Origin of the sequence: Klenkia terrae (genome assembly GCF_037083865.1) — a bacterium.
Taxonomy (GTDB): domain Bacteria; phylum Actinomycetota; class Actinomycetes; order Mycobacteriales; family Geodermatophilaceae; genus Klenkia; species Klenkia terrae.
Genome location: NZ_JBAPLV010000040.1, coordinates 1 through 24,233, shown reverse-complemented (window position 1 = coordinate 24,233; position 24,233 = coordinate 1). Strand labels below are relative to the sequence as shown.

Genomic DNA, 24,233 nt, shown 5'->3' with positions numbered 1-24,233 from the left:
CAAGATCACTGATCGCCTACGACCACTGATCCAATCGGACTTACTCATCTAGGGGGTGGGCAGGTCCTCGTCCTCCTCCACGTCCACGACGACGCCGGCGCCGGCCAGCGCGGTGCGCGGCTGGTCGGCCGCGGCCAGCACGTGCAGGCTCCAGCCGTTGGCCCGCCCGATGGCCGCCACCTCGGCGACCACGCCGACCACCACCGCACCCACCCGGTCCGCGGCGGCCAGGTCGAGCACCGCGGGGACGACGCCACCGCGGGACGCCTCGAGCAACCGCAGCCGGACGCCGGCCGCGACGTCGTCGGGCAGCGGGCCGGTGGCCACGACGCGGGGCACCGGTCCGGCCCGGTCCACATGCAGCAGGGACAGCTCGTCGGCCGAGGCCGTGGCCCGCTCCGGGAGCTCGCGGGCGGGCACGCGCAGGGTGACCGTCGTCCCGCCGGGGCCGCGGGCGACCTCCACGTCCTCGAGCAGCTGCTGCATGATCAGCAGCCCGCGCCCGCGGTCGCCGGGGTCGACGTCCGGGGTCCGCCACCCGCCGTGGTCGGCGACCACGGCGGTGACCCGGCCGTCGTCGTCCCGGGTGACCCGGACCTGCATCGGGCCCTCGGCGCCGGGCGGGTAGGCGTGGTCCACCGCGTTCGCGCACGCCTCGCCCAGGGCGACCTGCAGCGCGCCGCCCACGTCGGCCGACACCTGGGCGTCGGCCAGCCACCGTCCCAGCGCTCGTCGGACGGTGACCAGGGAGGCGGGCACCGCGGGGAGGTCCAGGACGAGGGGGACGGCGCGTGGACGGGGGTCGCCCGGGACTGCGCTCATCACCGGCCATCCCACCCCACCGCACCGGACCCGGCAACTGCGGGGGCCACCCGCCCGGGGCAGGGGTCGCGCACGACGGGCGCGCGTGCGGGAGACTGGTCCGGGCGCCCGTGGCGGGCGCCCCGACGACGAACGAGGAGCGAACCAGCCGATGGTCGACACGACCGGTGGCGCGAGCGCGCGCCGCACCGAACGCCTGGAGCTCCGGGTGCCGACGTCCCGCACCCAGCTGCCCGCCGTCCGCGCGATGACCGGTGACCTGGCGATGCGCATGGACTTCGACCTCGACGCCGTGGAGGACCTCCGCCTGGCCGTCGACGAGGCCAGCGCCACCCTCGCCGCCATCGCGCAGCCGGGCACCCCGCTGGTGACGGTGTTCGAGGCCGGCCCCGAGGGCCTCGAGATCCACGCCTGGGTGTCCACCGCCGCCGGCACCGACGTGCCGCGCGACGGGTTCGGCTGGGCCGTCATCGCGGCCCTGGTCGACTCCGTCGAGGCGGGGCCGTCCACCCAGGCCGACGTGCCCGCCGGCGACGGCAGCGACGGCCCGGTGGCCAGCATCACCCTGACCAAGGAGCTCCCGCCGGCCCTGCGGACCGCACCCGGGGGCGGCGGCGCCGACCTCTCGGTGGCGCGGTGACCCGGACGGCCGACCTGGCCACGACCACCTCTGTGCCCAACTCCGACGTGCCCAGCTCCGACGTACCCAGCTCCGACGTGGATGCCGTGACGACACCCGAGAACCCGCCCGCCCCCGACGGGGACGCCGTCCCCGCACCCGCGGCCTCCCCGGAGGCCGCGGTCGCCGAGGAGGAGGTCGCGGAGGCGGAGGTCGCCGAGGTGGTCGCGGAGGTGGTCGCCCCGGTGTCGGAGAACCGCCGCCGGGCCGAGCGCACCGCGCCGCTGTTCGTCGAGCTCGCCGGCCTGGACCCCGACGACCCGCGCCGCGAGCGGCTGCGGGAGACCCTCGTCCAGGAGCACCTGCCCCTGGTCCGGCACTTCGCCCGCCGGTTCAGCAACCGCGGCGAGCCCTTCGACGACCTGCTGCAGGTCGGCACGCTGGGCCTGATCGCGGCGATCGACCGGTTCGACCCCACCCGCGGCGTGGAGTTCCTGTCCTTCGCCGTCCCCACCATCACCGGGGAGATCAAGCGGCACTTCCGCGACCAGGGCTGGTCGGTGCGGGTGCCGCGCCGGCTGCAGGAGCTGCACCTGTCGCTGAACGCCGCGGTCGGCGAGCTGGCCCAGAAGAACGGGCGGGCGCCCAACCCGTCCGAGCTGGCCGAGTACCTGGGCATCCCGCGGGCCGAGGTGCTCGAGGGCCTGCAGGTGGCCAACGCCTACCGGTCCTCGTCGCTGGACGAGCGCCTGTCCGGCGAGGAGGACTCCCCCACGCTGGCCGCGACGCTGGGCCAGGAGGACGCCGCGCTGGAGGGCGTGGAGTACCGGGAGTCGCTGCAGCCGCTGCTGGCCACCATCCCGGCCCGCGAGCGCCGGATCCTCATCCTGCGGTTCTTCGGCAACATGACGCAGTCGCAGATCGCCGCCGACATCGGCATCTCCCAGATGCACGTGTCCCGGCTGCTCGCCCAGACCCTGGCGAAGCTCCGCGAGGGCCTGCTCAAGGACGACTGAGCCCCACCACGACGAACCCCCCGTGCCGGTCGGCACGGGGGGTTCGGTGTCTCAGCGGCCCTGGTAACCCGGGGGCGGGCCCTGCTGCCAGCCGGGCGGCGGGCCCTGCTGCTGCTGCCACTGCGGCGGCGGGCCGTCGTACTGCCCGCCCTGCGACCCCTGCTGACCCTGCTGCGGGCCCTGCTGACCGTAGGGCGAGGGCGGCATCGGGGTCCCGTCGTCCCCACCGTCCTCGGGCTCGTCGGCCGGCTGGTTGCGCGGGTCGGCCGCGGCCCCGGACTCCTGGACGTCGGCGGTCAGCTCGGCGATCGAGGGCGTGCTGGGCATCGACGGGTGCGGGGCCTCCGGCGCGACGTCGTCCAGCGTGCTCATCTCCAGCTTGGCCTCGGGCTGGTCGGCGGCCCGGGGCACCCGGGACTCGAACCAGTCGGAGGTGTCCAGCCGCTGGGCCGGCGCCGAGGCGGGCGCGGACTCCTGGGCGTCGACGTCCAGCCAGGACCGGCGGGGCTCGCCGTCCGCGGCCGGGCCCTTGCCGGCGCCGCCGAGGTTGGCCAGCCCCTCCAGCGCGGAGGAGAACTCGCTGGGCACGATCCACATCTTGTTCGCGTCGCCCTGGGCGATCTTGGGCAGCGTCTGCAGGTACTGGTAGGCCAGCAGGCCCTGGTCGGGCTTGCCGTCGTGGATGGCCTGGAAGACGGTCTCGATCGACTTGGCCTGGCCCTGCGCCTGCAGGAAGAGCGCCGCGCGCTCACCCTCGGCGCGCAGGATGCGGGACTGCCGCTCGGCCTCGGCCTCCAGGATCGCCGCGGTCTTGTGGCCCTCGGCGGCGAGGATCTGGCTGGCCTTCTGGCCCTCGGCGGTCATGATCGCCGACTGCCGCTGGCCCTCGGCGGTGAGGATCGTCGCCCGCTTGTCGCGGTCGGCACGCATCTGCTTCTCCATCGAGTCCTGGATGGACAGCGGCGGGTCGATGGCCTTGATCTCCACCCGGGCCACGCGCAGGCCCCATGGGCCGGTCGTGCCGTCGAGCACCGAGCGCAGCTGGGAGTTGATCCCGTCGCGGCCGGTCAGGGCGCCCTCGAGGTTCAGCCCGCCGACGACGTTGCGCAGCGTCGTGGTGGTCAGCTGCTCCATGCCGGTGATGTAGTTCGCGATGCCGTAGACGGCCAGCCGCGGGTCGGTCACCTGGAAGTACACGACGGTGTCGATCCCGACCTGCAGGTTGTCGGCGGTGATCACCGGCTGCGGCGGGAAGCTGATGACCTGCTCGCGCAGGTCGATGGTGGCGCGCACCCGGTCGGCGAAGGGGACCAGGATCGCCAGGCCGGGCGACAGCGTGCGGCTGTAGCGGCCGAAGCGCTCGACCACCTTGGCCTGGGCCTGCGGGACGATCGTGACGCTCTTGGCGAGCACGATGATCACCAGGACGGCGATCACGAGCAGTGCGATGAGGGCTTCCACGGGGGGTGGGCTCCTGACGTCGGGGCGGTGATCACCACCGATCCTGCCCCTTGCGGTTCCGCGGGGCCAGCGGCGGTCCGCTCAGGCGTGCGACACGTAGGCGATCGGGCCCTCGATCTGCACGATGCGGACCACCGTGCCGACCTCGTAGGTCTCGCCCTCGATCTGGGTGCGCGCCGACCACTCGTCGTGGCCCATCCGGACCTGGCCGGACTGCCCGGTCACCCGCTCGCTGACCTCGGCGGTGCGCCCCACGTAGACCTCGACGCCGTCGATCTGCTCGGGGGTGCGCTCGGTCAGGTGCCGCTTGGCCACCGGCCGCACCACCAGCAGCAGGCCCAGGGAGACGACGACGAAGGCCAGGATCTGGAACACCACGGCCCCGCCCAGCAGGGCGACGCCCATGCCGCCCAGGGCGCCCCCGGCGAACATGAGCAGGACGAGGTCCAGGCTGGCGACCTCGCCGGCGGTGAAGAGCCCCGCAGCGATCAACCAGAGCAACCAGGCGGCCATGCCCCGAGTCTGGCAGAACCGGTCGCGGCCGCCAGGTCGCCGCCCGCCTACCCTCGACCGGGTGCCCGATCTCCGCACCCGCCGCGCCGCGGGTGACCCCGCCGGTCGCCTGGCCGCCTGGTCGACCGCCTGGCTGGGTGGCCGGGTGCCCTACGACGACGCGCTGACCGAGGTGACCGGCGACCGCGCGCACCTGGTGCAGGACGCCGCCGGCGCCGCCGCCCCGCTGGGCACGGTGCTGGCCGGTCTGCGCGGCCGGGGCGAGCGGCGGATGCGGCTGGTGCTGCCGGTGCCCGGCGACGTGCACGGGCTGCCCCCGGTGCCCGGACTGCCCGCGGCCGCCGTGGAGGCCGGCCAGGTCGTGGTCGGCGACACCCTGGTGCTGCTGCCGTCGGCGGCGACCTCGGAGACCGTGCTGTGGACGGCGGTCGAGGTGCCCCCCGGCGTCCTGGCACCCCCGCCGGTCGAGGGCACGCTGCGGTCGCTGTCGGGCCGGCTGGACCAGGCGGTGGGCGACGCCGCCCGCACCCTGGCCGGGCTGGACCTGGCCCGCTGGCACCCCGAGGTCCCCGCCCTGCTCGCCGGGTTGTCCGCGCGGGCCGAGGACCCCGGGCTGCCGCCGGACACCGACCCGGTCGCGGTCTCCGTGCTCACCCGGGCCCGCCGGCTGGCCACCGTGCTGGACCTGGCGCTGGCCGACTCCCCCGGCGCCGCGGTCACCGCCGGCCAGATGGCCGCGCGCGAGCAGGCCCTGCGCCCGCTGTCCGACGCGGTGAGGGAAGCCACGACCGCCGTCTGGAACTGGCTCCCCCGCTAGCCCGTCCGTCGATCATCGCCTCGTGCAGCCGGGGCACGCCGGTCGACGGCGCGCCCCACCTGCAGCTGACGATGATCAACCGGGCGGGCGGGCGAACCCCTCGTCCGCGGACCCCAGGCCGAAGCCTGCGGCCGCGGCGGCCGACAGCACGAACAGCTCGACCGGGAACCCGTCCGGCCCGTGCAGGTTCAGGTGGTGGCCGGCGTCGGTCGGGGTGATCCCCGAGTTGTCCACCCCGAGCTCGTCCAGGCGCGCGGCCCATCCCTCCAGCTCGACCAGCCCGGGCACCGCCAGGGCCAGGTGGTCCAGGCCCGGCCGGGTCGGGGTGACCGGGCCCTCGACCTGGCCACCGTGGTCGGTCAGCCCGACCGCGATGCGGGCCGCGCGGTGCACCACGAACACCAGGCCGGGCATCCGGGTGGTCACCTCGAAGCCGAGGACGTCGACCCAGAAGGCGGCGGCCGCCTCCAGGTCGGGGACGCTGAACCCGAGATGGCTGATCCCGGCCAGCGGTGGTGGGGTGGTCACGGTCATGGTGGGCCTCCGTCGGCGCTCCCCCCGCGCCACGCAGTCTGGCCACCCCGCCCATGCGCCGGCAACCACGATCCCGCCCGTGCTCCCGGCCGGGAGTTGATCATCGCCTCGTGCAGGCGGGACGCGCCGGTGGACGGCGCGTCCCACCTGCAGCTGACGATGATCAACTGGTGGGCGCGGCCTCCGGGCGGGGACGGCGGGGCTCGACGAAGCAGCAGCTGGCCGGGCAGTTGGTGCCCAGCCGGGGCTCGCCGCCGGCGCGGCGCTCGGCGAGCAGGCCGACCAGCGACTCCACGAAGGCCGGGTGGGTGCCGGCGGTGCCCGCGCGGGCGAAGGCCAGACCCAGCTCGCCGGCGGTCTCCCGCGCCTCGTTGTCCAGGTCCCAGATCACCTCGAGGTGGTCGGAGATGAAGCCCACCGGGAACAGCACGACGGCCTGCTCGCCGGCCTCGGACAGCGCCCGCAGGTGGTCGTTGACGTCGGGCTCCAGCCACGGCACGGACGGCGGCCCCGACCGGGACTGCCAGACCAGGTCGAAGGACCGGCCCGGCGCGACGGCGTCCACCACGAGCCGCCCGGCGGCCTGTAGCTCGCGCTCATAGGTGTGCCCCTCCGGTCCGGCGACGGCGGCCATCGCGTCGGGGATGCTGTGCGCGGTGGCGACCAGCCGGGCGCCGTCCCGCAGGTCCTCGGGCAGCTCGGCCAGCGCGGCGGCCAGGGCGTCGGCGTTGGCCCGCACGAAGCCCTCGGCGTCGAAGTAGTGCGGCAGCTTCTCCGCCGTCGGGCCGGTCGGGCCGTCGGGGTCGGACTCCAGCGCGACCCGGGCCCGGGCGACGTCCTCGTGGTACTGCCGGCAGCCGGAGAACGAGGCGTAGGCCGAGGTGGCCAGCACGTAGGCGTGCTCGATGCCGTCGGCGGCCATCTCGCGCCAGACGTCCTCGACGTAGGGCGCCCAGTTGCGGTTGCCCCAGTAGACCGGCAGGTCGACCCCGGCCCCGCGCAGCGCGGCGACCAGCGCGCGGTTCTGGTCGTTGATCGGGCTGACGCCGTCGAAGTGGTGGTAGTGCTCGGCGACCGACGTCAGCCGCTCGGGCGGGATGCCGCGGCCGCGGGTCACGTTCTCCAGGAACGGCATCACCTGCTCGTGCCCCTCCGGGCCGCCGAACCCGAGCACCAGCAGGGCCTCGCGGCGACCGGCCGGGGCCGGCGCGGACCCGGGGACGACGCCGCCGTTGTTGCGGGCGGCGAGCGAGGGCTCCTGGTCCGGGCGCTGGCCCTCGGGGGTGATCGAGACCCCGTCGGGCAGCGGGTGCGCGGGTCGGGAATGCAGCAGGGAGTCGGTCACCACCCAGTCATACCCCGACTGCGTGGAACCCACCGTCGACGTGCACGATCTCACCCGTCGTCGCCGGGAACCACTCGCTGAGCAGCGCCACGATGGCCTTGCCCGAGGGCTCGGTGTCGGTGACCGACCAGCCCAGCGGGGCCCGGCCCTCCCAGGCCTCCTCGAACTGCGCGCTGCCCGGGATGGACTTCATGGCCATGGTGCGCAGCGGGCCGGCGGCGACCAGGTTCACCCGGACGCCCTCGGGACCCAGCTCGCGGGCCAGGTAGCGGGAGGTGGACTCCAGCGCCGCCTTGGCCGCACCCATCCAGCCGTAGACCGGCCAGGCGACCGTGGCGTCGAAGGTCAGCCCGACGACCGAGGCCTTCTCGGCGAACAGCGGCCGGCAGGCCTGGGTGAGCGAGGCCAGCGACCAGGTCGACACCTGGAAGGCGGTGGCCGCGTGCTCCCACGCCACCTCCGGGAAGCCGTCGCCCATGGCCTCCTGCGGCGCGAAGCCGATCGAGTGCACGACGCCGTCGAGCTTCGCGCCCTCGGGCAGCACCTCGCGCAGCCGGTCCGCCAGGGTGGCCAGGTGCTCGGTGTTCGTCACGTCGAGCTCGACGACGGCGGCCTCCTGCGGCAGCCGCTTGGCGATCCGCTGGCACAGGCTCAGCGCCCGCCCGAAGTTCGACAGGACGACGGTGGCGCCCTGCTCCTGGGCGATGCGCGCCGCCGAGAAGGCGATCGACGCCTCGGTCAGCACCCCGGCGATCAGGACCGTCTTGCCCTCGAGGATTCCCATGCTCAGTGCCCCATTCCCAGTCCGCCGTCCACCGGGACGACGGCCCCGGTGATGTAACCCGCCTGCTCGGACGCCAGGAAGCGCACGACGCTCGCGATCTCGTCGGCCTCGGCCAACCGACCCAGCGGGACCTGCCCGAGGATCTCCTGCTGCCGCTTCTCCGGGAGCTCCGCGGTCATGTCGGTGCGCACGAAGCCCGGCGCCACCACGTTCGCGGTGATCCCGCGGCCGCCCAGCTCGCGGGCGATCGAGCGGGACAGCCCGACCAGCCCGGACTTGGACGCCGCGTAGTTGACCTGGCCGGCCGACCCGAGGAGCCCGACGACCGAGGACACGAAGATCATCCGCCCGCTGCGGGCGCGCACCATCTTGGCGCTGGCCCGCTTGGCCACCCGGTAGGCCGCCGTCAGGTTGGCGTCGATGACGTCGGTGAAGGCGTCCTCGCCCATCCGCATGAGCAGCCCGTCCCGGGTGATGCCGGCATTGCTGACCAGCACCTCGACCGGGCCCTGGTGCTCCTCGACGGCGGTGAAGGCGGCGTCGACGTCCGCGCCGGAGGTCACGTCGCACTGCACGCCGAAGAGCCCCTCGGGTGCACCGCTGCCGCGGTGGGTCACCGCGACGGAGTCACCCTGCTCGGCGAAGGACCGCGCAATCGCCAACCCGATCCCCCGGTTGCCCCCGGTCACCAGCACCGATCTGCTCACTGTCGCTCCTGTGCTCGTCCGGCGTCCGTCGCGAGCAACCTATCGGGGGCCCGGGGGGCCCGCCGGGCCGGGCGGGCTACCGGCGGGTAGCGGCGGAGCGCTCGTCGTACCGCAACGCGGCCAGGCACAGGGCGCCCCAGGCAGCTGCGAAGCCGAGGACCTTGGCCTGGGTGGGGCGACCCTTCAGCGCGGCCCCGAGGACGGCGGCGTCGCCCCAGTCGCTGGCCACCCGGGCACCGACCGCGGCCCGCCGGGCGGCACCGGCCGGGGCCAGCACCATGGCCAGCCCGATGGCGGTGTCGCGGGCGCCGACCAGCCGGGTCAGCGCCCGGCTGTCGTGGGTGCTGGCCAGGCCGCACGGCTTGAGCAGCAGGTCCGGCGAGACCAGGAGGGCGGCGGAGTAGGCCGCGGTGGCGGCGCCGGTGAGCGTGGTGAGAGCGGGCACGGGTGGTCCTCCGGGGAGCGGGTGTCGGCCCCGGTCGGGGCCCAGCGCTCCCTACCCTGCCCGCCCGTGCCGACACCGGCCCCCCAGGGCCTCGACCAGGGCCACCCGCTGGTCCTCGGTCGACCGGGCGACGACGTCCCACGCGGGCAGCACCGGGCGCCCCGGCCACAGGCAGCGGTCCAGCGCGGCGTCCAGCGCATCGGCGTCCACGTCGTCTGCGCCCAGCAGCACCGGCCAGCCCAGCGCCTGCGCCTGGGCGGTGACCTTGGCCCCGCCGCGGACCGGGTCGAGGGCGACCACCGGCCGCCCGCACCCCAGGCCGAGGACCAGGCCGTGCAGCCGCGAGCTGACCACCACGTCGGCCCGGGCCAGCGCGGCCTGCACCTGGCCCACCCGGCGGGGCCGCCCGCTCGGGGTGAGCAGGTCGGTGGCCACGTCGAAGGAGCCCAGAGCCCGGTCGGCGATCCACTGCTCCACGGCGGCCTGCACCTGCTCCTGCCGACCCCGGTCGCCGTACTCCGGCTGCACCGGCGCGAAGACCGTGGCGACCACCGCGGGGCCCTCCCGCGCCGGCACGATGGCCAGGTCGGGCCGGGGTGCCGAGCCGGGGTGGTCGCGCGGCCAGACCGCGTCGAACCGGTCGGCCACGGCCGCGTCGACCACCGACACCCCCACCGCGAACCGGGTCGCCGCGGCGAACCGGTCGAGCAGGCCGGCGAGGAGGTCGGCGTGCAGCAGCGGACCGCAGACCCAGACCAGGTGGGTGTAGCGGGCCGGGTCGACGTCGGCCAGGTCCACGCCCCGGTGCAGGTAGTCCGCCCACGCCACGTCGTGGTCGACCCCGGCGTCGCCCAGCCAGTCGGCCACCACCTCGGCGGCCCGCTCGTCCCCGACGGTGGCGATGACCTCGGTGAAGCTGAACCAGCCGGCGACCAGGACCCGGGTCACGACGCGGCCACCGGGTACTTCGGGGCGGACCCGGCGGGCAGACCGGCCAGGCGGGCGGCGTCCCGGGCGGCGAACCGGCGCTCCTCCAGCACCCGCAGCCCGGCGTCGACGTCGGCCGGCAGCGGACGGCGGCGGGCCAGCACCCACGGCACCCCCCGCAGCGCCAGCAGCACCGCGCGGACCAGCTCGACGTCCCGCGGGGAGGACCGCAGCACGAAGGCGGTCCAGCGCAGCGCGCTGCGCCGGGGGCGGTGCAGCCAGGCGTTCCACAGGGTGTTGCGGATGCCCAGGTGCCGGATCCGTCCGAAGTTGGCCAGGCTCGGGTGGTGGTGCATGACCACGTCGTCCACGTACCGCATCAGCCAGCCCTCCCGCAGCAGCGGGTGCGCCAGCGTCTCCTCCTCGCCGCCGATGAAGAAGGCCGGGGCGTAACCGCCGACCTGCTCGTAGGCCGCGACCCGGACCACCGAGGCGCCGCCCATGAAGCTGTACAGGACCGTGCCCGGGACGCCGTCGGTCTCCGGCAGCGGGCTGTCGGCCATCTCCGCGGAGATCGGGTCCGGCGCGCACTCCTCCCCCACCACGATCCGGGCGTTGACCAGCGCGAGCCTGGGGTGGGCGTCCAGCAGCGCGACGGCGAGCTCCAGCCCGGCCCGCTCCCACCAGCCGTCGTCGTCGCAGAACACGACGTAGGGGGTCAGCGCGGCGCGCACGCCCTCGTTGCGGCCGGCCGCGCCGGTGTTGGTCGGCAGCGCGCGCAGCTGGACGAACGGGCGGGCGGCGAGCAGCTCGCGGGTGCCGTCGGCCGACGCGTTGTCCACCGCGACCACCGGCAGGCCGAGGTCGGCCAGCCGGTCCAGGGTGTGCGGCAGCCACGGCGCGCAGTCGTGGGTCAGCAGGACGACGGTCAACCGCTCGGCCAGGTCGGTCACGCCGCCACCTCCCGGGCGCAGGCCAGCACGTCGGCGACGGTGGTGCGCGCCAGCACCGGGTCGAGCGCGGCGCCGTGCGGGTCGCCGCGGTACCTTGGGTCGTCGGCCGGCCACAGCACCCGGTGCCGGTCCCGGGACGGCGGGCCCCACCGGGCCGGGGAGACCGGCCCGCACAGCACCACCGACGGCGTCCCGAACGCCGACGCCACGTGGGCGGTGCCGGTGTCCCCGGACAGCACCAGCCGGGCCCCGGCCACCAACCCGAACAGCCCCTCGACGGACAGGTCGGTGGCCGCCACGGCCCGCGCCGCCCCGGCCACCGCGTCGACCAGGTCCTGCTCCCCCGGCGTCCCGGTCACCACGACCCGGTGCCCGTCGTCGGCCAGCGCCCGGGCGACCGCGGCCCACCGGTCCACCGGCCAGCGGCGGGAGCCCGACGCCGCACCGGGGTGCACCACCGTCGACCTGGGGCGCACCGGCCGCGGGTCGGGCAGCAGGCCCCAGACCGGCGGGGCCGCGCCGGCCCCGGGCAGGTGCTCGGCCAGCAGCCGGCACCAGCGGGCCACCTCGTGCTCGTCGTCGTCCCACACCGAGCGGTCGGGGGTGGGCACCTCGCCGGGCCGGACGTACCCGATCAGCCGACCGGGGTCCAGGGCCAGCAGGGGTGCGCGGGAGGCGGGGCCGTTGCCGTGCAGGTCGACGGCGAGCTCGGGCTCGGCGGGCAGCCCTCGGACGTCGTCCAGCCCCTCGGTGGGGACGACGACGTCGGCCAGCCCCGCACCGGTGAGCACCCCGGCGAACCGGCCGGGCACGGCGGCCACGACCTGCCACCCGGGCAGCGCCCGGCGCAGCACGGCCATCGCCGGCAGCCCGGCCAGCAGGTCACCCAGCCCGATCGCGCGCAGCACGACGCAGGTGCTCACGCCCGGGCCAGCTCGGTCAACCGGGTCGTGGACCGACCGGCCAGGAACGGCACGGTCACCACCCGGCCGCCCCAGCCGGCGAGCACCTCGGCCTCGGGCACGGTCACCCCGGCGTAGTCGCCGCCCTTCACCCACAGCGCCGGCCGCACGGTGCGCAGCACCTGCTCGGGGGTGTCCTCGTCGAAGACCACGACGTCGTCCACGCAGGCCAGCGCCCGCAGGATGCGGACCCGGTCGGCCTGCGGCTGCAGCGGCCGGCCGGGTCCCTTGAGCCGGGCGACCGAGGCGTCGGAGTTCACGCAGACCACCAGCCGGTCGCCCAGCGCCCGGGCGGCCTCCAGGGTGGCGACGTGGCCGGCGTGCAGCAGGTCGAAGCAGCCACCGGTGGCCACCAGCACCCCCGACGTCGGCGGCACCGGGGCCGGTGCGGCGACGAAGTCCGAGGCCGCCGCGACCGCCACGGCCACCGCCTCCGACGGCAGGGCCCCCGCCGCGAGCGCCCAGCCGGCGGCGGAGGCGAACCGGTCCCCGGCGCCGCAGGTGTCCCCGGCGACCACCGGCGGGGCCGGGACGGCGAGCACGCCGTCCTCCCCCGCGGTGGCCAGCGCGCCCCCGGGCCCGAGGGTGACCGCGACGGCGCCGGCGGCCCACTCCCGGCGCAGCGCCAGCGCCCGGTCGGCCACCGCCGCGAGGTCCGGGCGCGGGCCGGGGTCGACGCCCAGCGCCTCGACCGCGTTGGGCGTGACCAGCCGGCACCCCGGGACCGGGGCGGCCCCGCGCGGGTGCGGGTCCCAGACCACCGGACGGCGTCGGGCGGTGGCCGCCAGCAGCTCGCGCAGCTCCCGGCAGGACGTGGCGCCATAGCCGTAGTCGGCGACGACCACCGCGTCGGCCTGCGCCAGCACGGTGGCGACCTCCGGCGGCAGCGGACCCACCGCACCGCGGTCGCCGCCGCGGTCGACCCGGGCCACGGTCTGCCCGCCGGCCCGGATCCGGTGCTTGACCGGGGTGGAGCCGGCCCACGGGACGGCGACCAGCTCCACGCCGTCCGGGAGCACCGACCGCAGGGTCCGACCGTCCGCGTCGTCGGCGAGCGGGGCGACCAGCACGACCCGGCCGCCGTCGGCCGCGGCCAGCGCCGCCGTCAGCCCCGCGCCGCCGGCCCGGGTCTGCTCGGTGGTCGTCTGCACCACCGGCACCGGGCCGTCCGGCGACAGCTTCGCCGCCCGGCCCTCGGTGTCCACGTCGAGCAGGCAGTCGCCGACCACCACCAGGACGCTCACGACGACCGGGCCAGCAGCTGGGCGTCGAGCTCGGCGTCCAGGCCCGCGCACAGCACGTGCAGCAGCACCAGGTGCAGCTCCTGCACGGTGGCGGTGAACGGCGACTCCACGGTGAGGGAGTCGTCGGCGAGCTCGGTGAGCGCGTTGGGGCCCCGGCCGGTCATCGCCCAGCAGGTGACCCCGCACTCGCGGGCCCGGTGGGCCGCCCGCACCACGTTCGGGCTGCCGCCCGAGGTGGACAGCAGGACGGCGACGTCCCCGGGCCGGGCGTGCGCCTCCAGCTGGCGGGCGAACCCCTCCTCCTGGCCGTAGTCGTTGGTGATCGCGGTCAGCGCCGACACCTCCGCGTGCAGGGCGACCGCGGAGAACGGCCGCCGGTCGTCGCGGTAGCGGCCGACCAGCTCGGCGGTGAGGTGCGCGGCCTGGGCGGCGCTGCCCCCGTTGCCGGCGGCGAACAGCCGCGCGCCGGCGCCCAGCGCCCCGGCGAGCTGCCGGCCCCACCCGGTGGCGGTGGCCACGGCGGGCCCGGCGACGGCGAGCGCCGCGGACAGGTGCTGCACGTGCTCGATCCCCACCGGGGTCGGCGGCCGGGTCACCGGGCACCGGCCCGGGGACGGGCGGCCCGGTGGGCACCGGCGAAGCGCCGGTAGGCGGACTCGGTCATGCGGGCGACCTCCTGCCAGTCGTAGGAGCGGGTCGTGCGGCTGCGGCCGGCGGCGCCCATCGCGGCCCGGCGCTGCGGGTCGGCGAGCAGCTCCCGCAGCGCCCCGGCCAGCTGGTCGGGGTCGCGCGGCGGCACCAGGAGCCCGGTGCCGCCGTCGACGACGGTGTCGGTGAGGCCGCCGACGGCGGTCGCCACCACCGGGACGCCGCAGGCCATCGCCTCCAGCGGGACGATGCCGAAGGGCTCGTACCAGGGGGCGCAGACCACCAGGTCCGCCGAGCGGATCCACCCGGCGACGGCGTCCCGGTCGGCCCGGCCGACCAGCTGCACCCGGTCGGCCACGCCCAGCGCCGCGGCGCGGGCGCGCAGCTCGGCCGCCGCGGGGTCGGCCACCAGCTCGTCCGCGGCCGGGCCGCCGAGCACCACCAGCTCGGCGTCGGGCACCGAGACCAGGGCGGTGAGGACGTCGGCCAGCCCCTTGCGCGGGACCAGCCGGCCGATCACCAGCAGCCGCGGCCGGTCCCCCCGCGGCGCGGTCGGGCCGGTGGGGTGGAAGACGGTGGTGTCCACCCCGCTGGGCACCACCGCGACGCGCTCCGGGTCCACCCCCAGCGCCACCAGCTCGGTGACCTCGTCGCGGCAGGTGGCGACCACCCCGGCGGCGGCGCAGGCCACCGCGGTCTCCACCCGGACGCGGACCGACGGGCTGGTGTCGGCGGCGCCCTGCCAGCGGCGCTTGACCGACCCGAGGGCGTGGAAGGTCTGCACCACGGGGACGCCGAGCCCGCGGGCGGCGTCGACGGCGGCCCGGCCGCTCATCCAGAAGTGGGCGTGCAGCACGTCGGGCCGGTCGGCCTGCAACTGCGTGCGCAGCGCGGCGGCCAGCTCGGGCACGTGCGGCCAGAGGTCGTCCTTGGCGACCTCCTTCGGGGGGCCGGCGTCCAGGTGGACGACCTCCACCCCGGGGACGAACGCGACCCGGTCGGGCAGGTCGACGTCGTCCCGGCGGGTGTGCACGGTGACGGCGTGCCCACGGTCGGCCAGCGCCCGGGCGAGCATCGCGACGTGCACGTTCTGCCCGCCGGCGTCGACCCCGCCCAGGGTGGCCAGCGGGCTGGCGTGCTCGGACAGCATGGCGATCCTCACCGGGCCACCCCCTCGAGCAGGGCGTCGGCGTCGGCCAGGAAGCGGGCCAGCCCGAACCGGTCCAGCGCCGCGGCGCGGGCCACCTCGCCGGCGGCGCGGGCGGCGTCGGGGTCGGCCAGCAGCCGGCGCGCGCCCTCGACCAGCGCGTCCACGTCGGCGGCCACCACCCCCGCGCCGGGGGGCACCGCCGTCGGCACCTCGGTCGCGGCCAGGGCCACCACGGGCATGCCCATCGTCATCGCCTCCACCAGGGACAGCCCGAGCGAGGTCCACCGCGGGAGGTGCAGGTGGACCCGTCGTCGGGCGAGCTCGTCGTGCATGTCGTCCTGCGGGAGGTCCTCGTGCTCCCCCAGCTCGGTGCCCAGCGCGGCCGACATGCCGGTGACCCGCATGCCGAAGACGTCCACGCCCAGGTGCGCGAACCGCGGCAGCAGGTCGGTGCCGACCGTGCGGCCGCGGGTGACCGGGTCGTTGCTGACCACGCCGAGCCGCGGGACCTCACCGGTCCAGCGCTGCCCCGGGTCGACCACGCCGTGCTCGAGCACCCGGGTGGGCGCGCGGCCGGCGTCCCAGGCGACCCGGTTGAAGTGGGTGACGTGCACCAGCGGGATGTCCGTGCGGTCGGCCAGCAGGTGCCGGCTGGCGGCCGGGGTGGGCGGGGTGTCGTGCTCCACGTAGACCGCGGGCACGTCGACACCGGGCTCCCAGCCGGCCCACTCCCGCAGCAGCTCCAGGTCGCGCGGGCGCTGCAGGACGACGACGTCGACCTCGGTGTCGCGCAGCTCCTCCGGGGTCACCTCGACCACCGACCCCGGCCAGACCCAGGTCCGGGCCCGGCCCAGCCCGTCGCCGGTGCGGCCGGGGACGACCGGCACCAGGTAGCGGTGCGGCCCCTGCACGAGGGCGGTCAGCCACGAGCCGTGCACGTGCCAGACCAGGACCTTCACGCCGCCACCCCCACCAGCTGCTGCACCGCGGCGGCGACCGCCGCGGGCTCGACGCCGGCCAGGCACGGGTGCCCGGGGACCGGGCAGGTCCGCGCCCGGCTGCCGGCGCAGGCGGCGGACTGGTCCCCCAGGACGACGCGGTGCGGTGTGTGCGGGGCCCAGCGGACCAGCGGCACCACCGGGGAGAACAGGCTGACCACCGGCGTGCCGACGGCGGACGCCAGGTGCGCGGGGCCGGTGTTGCCGACGGCCAGGACGTCGGCGGCCCGGAGCACCGCGGCGAGCTCGGCGACCGTCAGCCGCCCGCCGAGGTCCAGCGCCCGTCCCCCGGCCACGGCGGCGGTCAGCGCCCGCTCGTCCGGGCCGCCGGTGACGACGACGTCGACGCCCTCGTCGGCGAGCAGCTCGACGACCTCGGCCCACCGCGGGTAGGCGCGCGCCGCCGCGTCCGCGCCCGGGTGGACGACGACGGGGTGCGCGGGCAGGTCGCCGACGGCGGGGAGGTCCTCGACCAGGCGGAGGGCGCCGTCGTCCCCGGACGGGAGGGCGAAGCCGGCACCCGCGGCCACCGCGAGCATCCGGACCGGCTCCGGGTCGTCGGGGGGCTCGGGCAGCCGGACGTCGAGCAGGCTGCCCGGGTGGTCGGTGCTGACCGCGGCGGTGCGCGGCACCCCGGCCAGCCGGAGCAGCAGCGCGGTGGGCAGCGCGCTCTGGTGGAACGAGGTGAGCACCAGGGCGGTGTCGAACCGGCCGCGCAGCTCGTCGACGAGGCGGTCGACGGCCGCGGGGTCGACCGGTGCGGCGTCGGCGGTGATCCAGGGCGCGTCGAAGACCAGCACCTCGTCCACCCCGGGCAGCAGCCGGGCCGCCTCCGCGCCGCGCGGTCCGGCGAGCACGGTCACCGACCCGGCCGAGGCGGCCACGGCCCGCACCGCCGGGCCGCAGACCACGACGTCGCCGAGGCTGTCCAGCCGCACCACCAGGGCCCGGGTCACCGCCGGGACCCCAGGACGGCGGCCACCGCGTCGCCGAGGTCCCGCGCGACGACCGGCGCCTGTGCGACCTCCGCGGTCCGGGTGACCGCGCTGGGCACCAGCACCGACCGGGCGCCGGCGGCCCGGGCGGCCTCCACGTCGGCGCCGATGTCGCCGACCAGCACGCAGTCCTCCGGCTCGACGCCCAGCGTCGCCGCGGCGGCGAGCACCGACCCCGGCGCGGGCTTGCGGCAGGCGCAGCCGTCCTCGGGTCCGTGCGGGCAGACCGCCCAGGTGTCGAACGCGCCGAACAGCTCGTCGACCCGGGCGTGCACCGCGGCCATGTCCTCGGCGGTGAACGCACCGCGGGCCAGCCCGGACTGGTTGGTGACCACGCCGACCGGCAGCCCGGCCGCCCGCGCCGCCTGCACAGCCTGCACCGCACCGGGCAGCGGGCGGACCCGCGCGGGGTCGCCGTTGTAGGGCACGTCGACGACCAGGGTGTCGTCCCGGTCCACCAGCAGCGCCTTGGCCTGCGGCTCGGCGGCCACCGGTCGCGGCGGGGTGCGGCGCAGCAGCGCGCGCAGCCACCACCAGGTGGCGGCCGGCGGGATCGCGACGCTGGTCGCGAGCATGGTGAGCACCTCGGTGCGGTCCCGCGGTCCGGGGGCGATCCGGGCCCGGGCGAACTCGGCGGTGCCCGCGGCCCAGACCGCGGCGGCGACCCGGCTGCGGGTGGCCAGCGCGAGCAGCCCGGCGGCGGTGATGACCAGGTGCCGGGGACGGCAGCCGGTCGCGGCACCGGCCCGGTCGTGCCACAGCCGCCCGTGCACCCGGGCCATCAGCACGTCGTCGGCGTTGCCGCGCTGCTGGCGCAGGCTGGTCCACCGGCCGGGGGGCCGGACCGGGTGGGTGGTGCGCCGCCGTCCGACCACCAGCCGCCGCCCGGTGTCCTGCACCCGGAGGGCCAGGTCGGCGTCCTCCCGGAACGCCCGCGGGAACCGCTCGTCGAAGCCGTCGACGGCCACGAGGGCGTCACGCCGGTAGGCCATGTCCGCGGTGATCCACCACGCGCCGGACAGCCCGGCGGTGCCGCGCTCCCAGTCGGTGGGCCGGCGGTCGGCCGGCAGCGGGACGTCGATCTCGGCCTGGCTGGCGGCCAGCCCGTGCCGGTCGGCGGCGGCCAGGTCCGCGACGAGGTCGGCGCACCAGGCCGGGCCGACCAGCACGTCGTCGTCGAGGAAGGCGATCCAGTCCACGTCGGCCGGCACTGCCCGCCAGCCGGTGTTGCGGGCCGCCGCCGGGCCACGGCCACCGCTGCGCAGCACCAGCACGTGCTCGGCGACGTCGGCCGGCAGGTCGCGCACGTCCACGGCCGGGGTCCCGCCCGGCACCGCCCGGTCGTCCACGACCACCAGCCACTCCGGTCGGGGACCGGTCGCGGCGGCGAGCGCGTCGAGCAGCACCCGCAGGGAGGGCCGCCCCACGGAGGGCACGACGACGGCGTACCGGGGCCCGCTCACGAACGGGCCAGCCCTTCGTGCGCCCACCGTCGGTGGACGACGAACGGCCCGATCGCCAGCAGGTCGACCGGTCCGGACCCGAAGCACTCCAGGGCGTCCCGCGGGCTGTCGACCATCGGCCGGCCGGCGGTGTTCAGGCTGGTGTTGACCACGACCGGCAGCCCGGTGCGCCGCTCGAAGCCGGTGAGCATGCGGGCGACCAGCGGCTCGGTCGCCGGGTCCACGGACTGGATCCGCGCGGTGCCGTCGACGTGCACCACGGCCGGGATGCGGTCCCGCCAGTCCGCGGCGACGTCGTGCACGAAGAGCATGTAGGGGCTGGGCACCGGGCCCTGCGGGAACACCTCGCGGGCGCGGTCCAGCCGCACCATCGGGGCCACCGGGCGGAACTGCTCCCGGCCCTTGACGTCGTTGAGCCGCTCCAGGTTCGCCGCGCGCCCGGGGTGCGCGAGCAGCGAGCGGTGGCCCAGTGCGCGCGGGCCGAACTCGCTGCGCCCCTGGTACCAGGCGACGACGCCGTCGTCGGCCAGGCACTGCGCGACCTCCTCGGCGACGTCGTCGCTGCGCCGGTAGGCGACCTGCGCCGTCCGCAGCACGGCCTCGATCTCGGCGTCGGACCAGCCGCGGCCCAGGTCCGCGCCGGGGAACGGCGCGGTGGGCTCGCCGCCGCGCCAGGACAGCTCCAGCGCCCCGCCCAGGGCGGTGCCGGCGTCCCCGGCGGCGGGCTGCACCCACAGCTCGGCGAACCCGGACCCGGCGGCCAGCCGGCTGTTGGCCACGCAGTTCAGCGCCACCCCGCCGGCCATCGCCAGCCGGGTCTCCCCCGTCGTCTCCCGCAGCCAGCGGGCCAGGTCCAGCAACACCTCCTCGACGACCAGCTGGACGCTGGCCGCGAGGTCGGCGTGCTCCGCCGTCCACTCCTCGTCGGGGTGCCGCGGCTTGGTCAGCGCGCCCAGGTCGACGCCGGCGGTGACGAACCCGCCGTCCCCGGTGGCGTGCACGAGCGGGCGCAATGCCTCGGCGTGCCGGGGCGTGCCGTAGGAGGCCAGCGCCATGACCTTGAACTCGTCGGAGCTGCGCAGGAAGCCCAGGTGCGCGGTGACGTCCTCGTACAGCAGGCCGAGGGAGTGCGGCAGCTGCTGGGAGGCCAGCACCTCCAGGACGCCGTCCCGGTAGACCCCGGCCAGGTGGCTGTGCCGCTCGCCGCGGCCATCGAGCACGAGGACGGCGCAGCTGCCGCCCCAGGGCGCGGCCAGCGCGGCGGAGGCCGCGTGCGCGACGTGGTGCGGGACGAACCGGACCTTGTCCGGGTCCAGCCCCGGGATGCCCTCGGCGAGGAAGCCCGGGGCCTGCTCGGCGTAGGTCAGCCGGAGGTGGTCCCACGGGTCGTGCACGCCGGCCTGCTCGGGGCCCAGGTGCAGCGCCGGGTCGTAGGAGTAGGCGACGGCGTCCAGGTCCTCGGGCCGGACGCCGGCGTGGCGCAGGCACCAGGCCGCGGCCAGGTCGGGGGTCTCCCAGGCGGAGAACGGGACGGGGCGCTTGCCGTGCTTGCGACGGCTGAAGCGCTCCTCCTCGGCCGCGGCGACGACGGCGCCGTCCACGACCAGCGCGGCCGCGGGGTCGTGGAAGAGGGCGTTGATGCCGAGCACGCGCACAGGCCACCTCGCAGGCGTCCGGGGGCGCGGGGCGCCCCGGGTCGTCACGCAGCGGCGGGTTCGGCTGGCGGGGACGATCACAGCACGACCGCGACCGGTCCCGCACGTCGGGGCACCGGATGGCCGCCCACCGCGGGGGTCGCTACGGTCGGTCCGGCTCGAACCCGCGGCCGCCGCCCTCGTCCGAGGAGCTGCCATGCCCGCCGCCGACTCGCCCGCCTCCGCCCGCCCGGGTCCGGCCCACCGGCACGCCCTCGTCACCGGGGGCGCCGGCTTCCTCGGGTCGCACCTGTGCGAGCAGCTGCTCGTCGCCGGCACCCGGGTGACCTGCATGGACGACCTGTGCACCAGCGACGGCGGCAACGTCGACCACCTGCGCGACGACCCACGGTTCAGCTTCGTGCACCACGACGTGAGCGAGCCGTTCACCACCGCCGACGACGTCGACCTGGTGCTGCACTTCGCCTCCCCGGCCTCCCCCGCGGACTACCTCCGGCTGCCGGTGGAGACGCTGCGGGTGGGCAGCGTGGGCACCTGGCACGCGCTGGAGGCCGCCCGCCGCACCGGGGCGCGGATGGTGCTGGCGTCGACGTCGGAGACCTACGGCGACCCCCAGGTGCACCCGCAGCCGGAGAGCTACTGGGGGCACGTCAACCCGGTCGGCCCGCGCGGGGTCTACGACGAGGCCAAGCGGTTCGGCGAGGCGATCACCACGGCGTACCGGACGGCGCACGGGGTGGACACCGCGATCGTGCGGATCTTCAACACCTACGGGCCGCGGATGCGCCGGGAGGACGGTCGGGCGATCCCGACCTTCGTCGCGCAGGCGCTCAGCGGCCAGCCGATGACGGTGGCCGGGGACGGGTCGCAGACCCGGTCGGTCTGCTACGTCGACGACACGGTGCGCGGGGTGCTGGCCGTCGCGGCGTCCGGGCTGCCGGGGCCGTTCAACGTGGGCTACCCGGAGGAGCGCTCGGTGCTGGCCATCGCGCAGGCCGTGGGCGAGGCGGTCGGCACGGACCCGGGGGTGGAGTTCGTCGGCCGACCGGTGGACGACCCGACGGTGCGCTGCCCGGACATCTCCGCGATCCGGTCCGCGGTGGGCTGGGAGCCGCAGGTGCCCTTCGCCGACGGCCTGGCCCGCACGGTCGACTGGTTCCGCGCCACCGCCCCGCGCCTGCCCGAACGGGGTGCGGCGCGGCTGGTCGGGTGAGCCCCGGGCACCCTTGCCCGCCGTCCCCGGACGGCGGTAGCGTCGGCGCCGCCGGTCGAGACCCAGGCCGGAGACGCGCCGAGTGCGCGCCACCACCGCCACCCGCGGTGAGCAGTACGTCTCGAGGTCCTGCCGTGCCTGCCTCTTCCCCCTCGCTCTCCCCGTCCGCGGCGCCCGCCCCGGTCCGGTTCCTGCACGCCGTCCCGCACCCGCCGCTCCCCGACGAGGCGTTCGGGGCAGCCGTCGTCCGGCCGGCCGGGTCCGGCACCACCACCGTCCTCGTCCGCGGCGAGGTCGACCGCGAGACCAGCCCCACGTTGCAGGCCTGCCTGCTGGGCCAGCTGCAGCAGCCCGGTGCCCGTCCGCTCCTGGTCGACCTGAGCGCGGTCACCTTCCTCGACGCCGCCGGCCTGCACGCGCTGGTGGCGGCCCGGCAGACCGCCCGGGGCCTGGACGTGCCGTTCCGGATCCACTGCGGCGAGCGCCGCGCCGTCCGCCGCCCGTTGGAGATCACCGGGCTGCTGCAGGAGGTCTGCACGGACTGCTGAGGCCTGGCCGCCGGGGTCCGGCCGGGAGCAGACTCGGGTGCGTGGACCTGGGCCGAGCGAGCGGGATCGTGCGACTGATCAACACCTCCGGCGGCGGGGTGCTGTGCCTGGCCGGCGACGTGTCGGGCGAGGTGGTCGCCGACTTCCGGCGCCGGCACGGCCGCGAGCCGCACGTCGTGGCCGCCGTCGACGCCGGTTCGGTGACCGCGCTGTCGCCGGACGCGGTGGACCTGGTGCTCGACCACCTGGACGCGGCGGCCCTGCGCGGCCGGGAGATCCGGGTCCGCCGGTCCCCCGTGGTCGAGCGCGCGATGGCGGGGAGCACCCACGCGGGTTGAGTAGTCCTGCGGTCGGCCGGGTGCTCCGGCTCGCGCATCGTCGTCGGCAGCGGACGCACCCGGCGTCCCGAGCCCGCAGGAGCCCGCCGTGACCAAGGACAACCCGCTCAAGAACAAGAACACCTCCGCGTTCTTCGCCCAGGCCGCGATCGCGTTCGGCATCAGCGCGGTGGGCCTGCTGGTGGGGGTGGCCTACCTGCCGCTGGACATCTGGCAGCGGCTGTTCCTGGGCATGACGGCGCTGTTCACCATCACCTCGTCGTTCACCCTGGCCAAGGTCATCCGCGATGCGCAGGAGGGCTCGACCGTGATCTCCCGGCTGGACGAGGCCCGCCTGGAGCGCCTGCTCGCCGAGCACGACCCCTACCGCGCCCAGCAGCTCTGACGGCCCGGCCCCGTCCCCGCGGCTCAAGCCTCGTCGAGTGCGGAAGCAGAGCGGTCATCCGTGCCGGTTGACCGCTCTCATCCAGCACTCGGCGGCTCGGGCAGGTCCCAGACCCGGCCGAACTCGTCGGCCACCAGACCCCAGAGCACCTGTACGCCCTCATCGACGGAGTAGATGCCGTCGACCAGCGGCGGGAGGACGACGAACTCGTGCGGGATGACCCGACCCGACCGGTCACGTCGCCCGAGTGGGTCCGGGAACCGCAGCGCTGCTGGCGAGTCCGGGTGAGCAGGCCGGTGCCAGACCTCTGGCTCGTCACCTGCCCCTGTGAACGCGCGGTCGTAGACGGGCAGCGGATCGTCGAATCCACCGTTGCGCAGGAAGCGGAACCCCCAGGTCTGTCCGCGAGTGGCCCAGAGGAAGGTCATCGCAGACTCCTCATCAGCACGCGGTCCCGCTCGGCGTCGTCGAGGTCGATCCCGAACCTGGACAGCACGGCCCTGAGGTGGTCGCCCTTGGCCGAGGCTTCGGCATTCGCCTCCCGCAGGCGCTCTGTTGCCCAGTCGGTGAGCAGGTTGACGTTGGGTCCGACCAGCTTCCAGAGCTTGCCGAACGGCCCGGGCAGGCCGCTCAGGACCCCGCTGAGGACCTCTTGGATAGGACCTACTCCTTGGAGCAAGTTTTCCGCGACCTTGGATTGCACGTTCTGCCTCGCCACCCATCGGGCGTGCCGTTCCAGGGGCAGCATGGCCGCCAGCGGCAGGACCAGATCCAGGCCGACCCGCTCGCCGACCTCGATCCGGCCGGCCTCGAACCTCGCGGAGGACAGCAGAAGAATGTCCTCGCCGACGGAGAGTGCGTCGCTGTCCTCGACCAGGCCCGCGATGACCGACCGCAGGTGGTCGATCTCCCCCGCAGCCTTTTCCACCACCAGGTCGCGGAACCCGATGACGTCGAGATCGGGCAGGAGGTCGGCTTTCGACAGCGCGAGCAGCCAGATGCGGGGGAACTCGACGAGCGGCTTGCCGTCGTCGAGCAATTCGTCCTTGAGGCTCAGCAGGTTGTTGCCAACGTTGGTGAGCAGTGCCTTCAAGTAGCGCTCTTCCTCGCCAACATTGTCCAGTAGACGTTGGCCGTCGACCAAGAGGAGTGCCACATCGGATCCCAGCAGCTCGCGGAAGGTATCGACCCGCCGTCGAGCCTCTTCGGGTCCGCTGACGTCCCCGTCGAACCACTCACCTGGGTAGTCGTGCCACACCAGACGGAGTGCCTGGAAGGGCTGCGCAGCGGCCGCCTTCGACGCAGCGCCGTGCATCAGCTTGATCGAGAACGAGTAGGACGTCGCTGCGAACCTCGTCGTGGCCGGGAGCCGGTCCGAATTCTTCATGCCGAGGTAGTTCTGGTGGAGCTTGTTGCCCTCACCCACCCGGTCTGCCAGCAGATGGAACTGCTTCTGGTTGGCCCAGCCAGGCTCCTGGGCGGCGCCGTAGAAGGCCGAGACCAGCACGGTCTTGCCGCTCCCGCTTTCCCCGAGAACCGCGATGTGCTGCTCCAGCGCTCTGCTCAGCTCCATGCCCGCAGCCTAGGTCCGGCCACGATGGCCTATCCGGTTCGCCAGACCGGCCACGGCTTCGTCGGAGCGAGGAACTGGGTTGGCGTTTCTCGCGCTGCAGACCCGCCAAAGACGCCCG

At 76.0% G+C, this 24,233-nt stretch carries 27 protein-coding genes; 7 read left to right on the top strand and 20 right to left on the bottom strand.

Features of this window, described 5'->3' with window-relative positions; translation table 11 throughout:
- Positions 1-48: 48 nt before the first annotated feature.
- Positions 49-822, bottom strand: a complete 774-nt coding sequence (locus UXQ13_RS22220; RefSeq protein ID WP_225231757.1) for an ATP-binding protein — start codon at positions 820-822, stop codon at positions 49-51.
- 151 nt (positions 823-973) lie between these two features.
- On the opposite strand from UXQ13_RS22220, the gene UXQ13_RS22215 reads away from it, so the two are divergent.
- Positions 974-1,462 carry an ATP-binding protein gene (locus UXQ13_RS22215; RefSeq protein WP_336392989.1) on the top strand — a complete coding sequence of 163 codons (489 nt, stop codon included), beginning with the start codon at positions 974-976 and terminating at the stop codon, positions 1,460-1,462.
- Positions 1,463-1,548: 86 nt separating this feature from the next.
- Positions 1,549-2,457 carry an RNA polymerase sigma factor SigF gene (locus UXQ13_RS22210; protein ID WP_336392988.1) on the top strand — a complete coding sequence of 303 codons (909 nt, stop codon included), beginning with the start codon at positions 1,549-1,551 and terminating at the stop codon, positions 2,455-2,457.
- 51 nt (positions 2,458-2,508) lie between these two features.
- On the opposite strand, the gene UXQ13_RS22205 is transcribed toward UXQ13_RS22210, so the two are convergent.
- Complete coding sequence (locus tag UXQ13_RS22205; protein WP_225235470.1) at positions 2,509-3,918, bottom strand: SPFH domain-containing protein; 1,410 nt, start codon at positions 3,916-3,918, stop codon at positions 2,509-2,511.
- 81 nt (positions 3,919-3,999) lie between these two features.
- On the bottom strand, positions 4,000-4,431 hold the full coding sequence (locus UXQ13_RS22200; protein WP_225235469.1) for an NfeD family protein: 432 nt from the start codon (positions 4,429-4,431) through the stop codon (positions 4,000-4,002).
- Positions 4,432-4,492: 61 nt separating this feature from the next.
- Here UXQ13_RS22200 and UXQ13_RS22195 point away from each other — a divergent pair, with 61 nt between their 5' ends.
- Entirely contained in the window at positions 4,493-5,248 is a 756-nt protein-coding gene (locus tag UXQ13_RS22195) for a hypothetical protein (protein WP_225235468.1), read from the top strand.
- A 75-nt stretch (positions 5,249-5,323) separates the two neighbouring features.
- Here the strand turns inward: UXQ13_RS22195 and UXQ13_RS22190 are convergent, their stop codons facing one another.
- The 15 genes from UXQ13_RS22190 to UXQ13_RS22120 form a co-directional block, all read right to left on the bottom strand.
- A complete protein-coding gene (locus tag UXQ13_RS22190; protein ID WP_225235467.1) occupies positions 5,324-5,782 on the bottom strand; it encodes a VOC family protein in 459 nt (152 codons plus the stop codon).
- A gap of 163 nt (positions 5,783-5,945) precedes the next feature.
- Positions 5,946-7,127, bottom strand: coding sequence for a ferrochelatase (locus tag UXQ13_RS22185; RefSeq protein ID WP_225235466.1), 1,182 nt, complete (start codon positions 7,125-7,127; stop codon positions 5,946-5,948).
- Positions 7,128-7,134: 7 nt separating this feature from the next.
- Entirely contained in the window at positions 7,135-7,911 is a 777-nt protein-coding gene (gene fabI, locus UXQ13_RS22180) for an enoyl-ACP reductase FabI (protein ID WP_225235465.1), read from the bottom strand.
- A gap of 2 nt (positions 7,912-7,913) precedes the next feature.
- Complete coding sequence (gene fabG / locus UXQ13_RS22175; protein ID WP_225235464.1) at positions 7,914-8,618, bottom strand: 3-oxoacyl-ACP reductase FabG; 705 nt, start codon at positions 8,616-8,618, stop codon at positions 7,914-7,916.
- A gap of 76 nt (positions 8,619-8,694) precedes the next feature.
- A complete protein-coding gene (locus UXQ13_RS22170; RefSeq protein ID WP_225235463.1) occupies positions 8,695-9,063 on the bottom strand; it encodes a hypothetical protein in 369 nt (122 codons plus the stop codon).
- A gap of 51 nt (positions 9,064-9,114) precedes the next feature.
- Positions 9,115-10,011 carry a polysaccharide pyruvyl transferase family protein gene (locus UXQ13_RS22165; RefSeq protein WP_225235462.1) on the bottom strand — a complete coding sequence of 299 codons (897 nt, stop codon included), beginning with the start codon at positions 10,009-10,011 and terminating at the stop codon, positions 9,115-9,117.
- The gene (locus tag UXQ13_RS22160; RefSeq protein ID WP_225235461.1) at positions 10,008-10,943 is read right to left on the bottom strand and encodes a glycosyltransferase family 2 protein; all 936 of its coding nucleotides are present in this window, start codon (positions 10,941-10,943) and stop codon (positions 10,008-10,010) included. Before UXQ13_RS22160 ends, UXQ13_RS22165 begins: the two co-directional genes overlap by 4 nt.
- Positions 10,940-11,866, bottom strand: a complete 927-nt coding sequence (locus UXQ13_RS22155) for a glycosyltransferase family 9 protein (RefSeq protein ID WP_225235460.1) — start codon at positions 11,864-11,866, stop codon at positions 10,940-10,942. Before UXQ13_RS22155 ends, UXQ13_RS22160 begins: the two co-directional genes overlap by 4 nt.
- Positions 11,863-13,149 (bottom strand): PfkB family carbohydrate kinase, encoded by a 1,287-nt coding sequence (locus UXQ13_RS22150; protein ID WP_225235459.1) that lies wholly within the window; start codon positions 13,147-13,149, stop codon positions 11,863-11,865. The genes UXQ13_RS22155 and UXQ13_RS22150 overlap by 4 nt, the downstream gene beginning before the upstream one ends.
- Positions 13,146-13,745, bottom strand: coding sequence for a D-sedoheptulose-7-phosphate isomerase (locus UXQ13_RS22145; RefSeq protein ID WP_225235458.1), 600 nt, complete (start codon positions 13,743-13,745; stop codon positions 13,146-13,148). The genes UXQ13_RS22150 and UXQ13_RS22145 overlap by 4 nt, the downstream gene beginning before the upstream one ends.
- Complete coding sequence (locus UXQ13_RS22140) at positions 13,742-14,959, bottom strand: glycosyltransferase (RefSeq protein WP_225235457.1); 1,218 nt, start codon at positions 14,957-14,959, stop codon at positions 13,742-13,744. The genes UXQ13_RS22145 and UXQ13_RS22140 overlap by 4 nt, the downstream gene beginning before the upstream one ends.
- Complete coding sequence (locus tag UXQ13_RS22135) at positions 14,956-15,906, bottom strand: glycosyltransferase (protein WP_225235456.1); 951 nt, start codon at positions 15,904-15,906, stop codon at positions 14,956-14,958. The genes UXQ13_RS22140 and UXQ13_RS22135 overlap by 4 nt, the downstream gene beginning before the upstream one ends.
- Positions 15,903-16,901 carry a glycosyltransferase family 9 protein gene (locus tag UXQ13_RS22130; protein ID WP_225235455.1) on the bottom strand — a complete coding sequence of 333 codons (999 nt, stop codon included), beginning with the start codon at positions 16,899-16,901 and terminating at the stop codon, positions 15,903-15,905. Before UXQ13_RS22130 ends, UXQ13_RS22135 begins: the two co-directional genes overlap by 4 nt.
- The gene (locus UXQ13_RS22125; protein WP_225235454.1) at positions 16,898-18,403 is read right to left on the bottom strand and encodes an HAD-IIIA family hydrolase; all 1,506 of its coding nucleotides are present in this window, start codon (positions 18,401-18,403) and stop codon (positions 16,898-16,900) included. The genes UXQ13_RS22130 and UXQ13_RS22125 overlap by 4 nt, the downstream gene beginning before the upstream one ends.
- Positions 18,400-20,058, bottom strand: a complete 1,659-nt coding sequence (locus UXQ13_RS22120; protein WP_225235453.1) for a carbamoyltransferase family protein — start codon at positions 20,056-20,058, stop codon at positions 18,400-18,402. The genes UXQ13_RS22125 and UXQ13_RS22120 overlap by 4 nt, the downstream gene beginning before the upstream one ends.
- 196 nt (positions 20,059-20,254) lie before the next feature.
- Here UXQ13_RS22120 and UXQ13_RS22115 point away from each other — a divergent pair, with 196 nt between their 5' ends.
- The 4 genes from UXQ13_RS22115 to UXQ13_RS22100 all read left to right on the top strand — a co-directional run bounded on the left by UXQ13_RS22115 (position 20,255) and on the right by UXQ13_RS22100 (position 22,542).
- A complete protein-coding gene (locus UXQ13_RS22115) occupies positions 20,255-21,271 on the top strand; it encodes an NAD-dependent epimerase/dehydratase family protein (RefSeq protein ID WP_225235452.1) in 1,017 nt (338 codons plus the stop codon).
- A 134-nt stretch (positions 21,272-21,405) separates the two neighbouring features.
- Complete coding sequence (locus UXQ13_RS22110; protein ID WP_225235451.1) at positions 21,406-21,819, top strand: STAS domain-containing protein; 414 nt, start codon at positions 21,406-21,408, stop codon at positions 21,817-21,819.
- Positions 21,820-21,860: 41 nt separating this feature from the next.
- The gene (locus UXQ13_RS22105; RefSeq protein ID WP_225235450.1) at positions 21,861-22,157 is read left to right on the top strand and encodes a hypothetical protein; all 297 of its coding nucleotides are present in this window, start codon (positions 21,861-21,863) and stop codon (positions 22,155-22,157) included.
- A gap of 88 nt (positions 22,158-22,245) precedes the next feature.
- Entirely contained in the window at positions 22,246-22,542 is a 297-nt protein-coding gene (locus UXQ13_RS22100) for a YiaA/YiaB family inner membrane protein (protein WP_225235449.1), read from the top strand.
- Positions 22,543-22,619: 77 nt separating this feature from the next.
- Here the strand turns inward: UXQ13_RS22100 and UXQ13_RS22095 are convergent, their stop codons facing one another.
- Together UXQ13_RS22095 and UXQ13_RS22090 are read right to left on the bottom strand one after the other, a co-directional pair.
- A complete protein-coding gene (locus tag UXQ13_RS22095; RefSeq protein WP_225235448.1) occupies positions 22,620-22,970 on the bottom strand; it encodes a hypothetical protein in 351 nt (116 codons plus the stop codon).
- Entirely contained in the window at positions 22,967-24,115 is a 1,149-nt protein-coding gene (locus UXQ13_RS22090) for a TRAFAC clade GTPase domain-containing protein (protein ID WP_225235447.1), read from the bottom strand. Before UXQ13_RS22090 ends, UXQ13_RS22095 begins: the two co-directional genes overlap by 4 nt.
- Positions 24,116-24,233 lie beyond the last annotated feature (118 nt).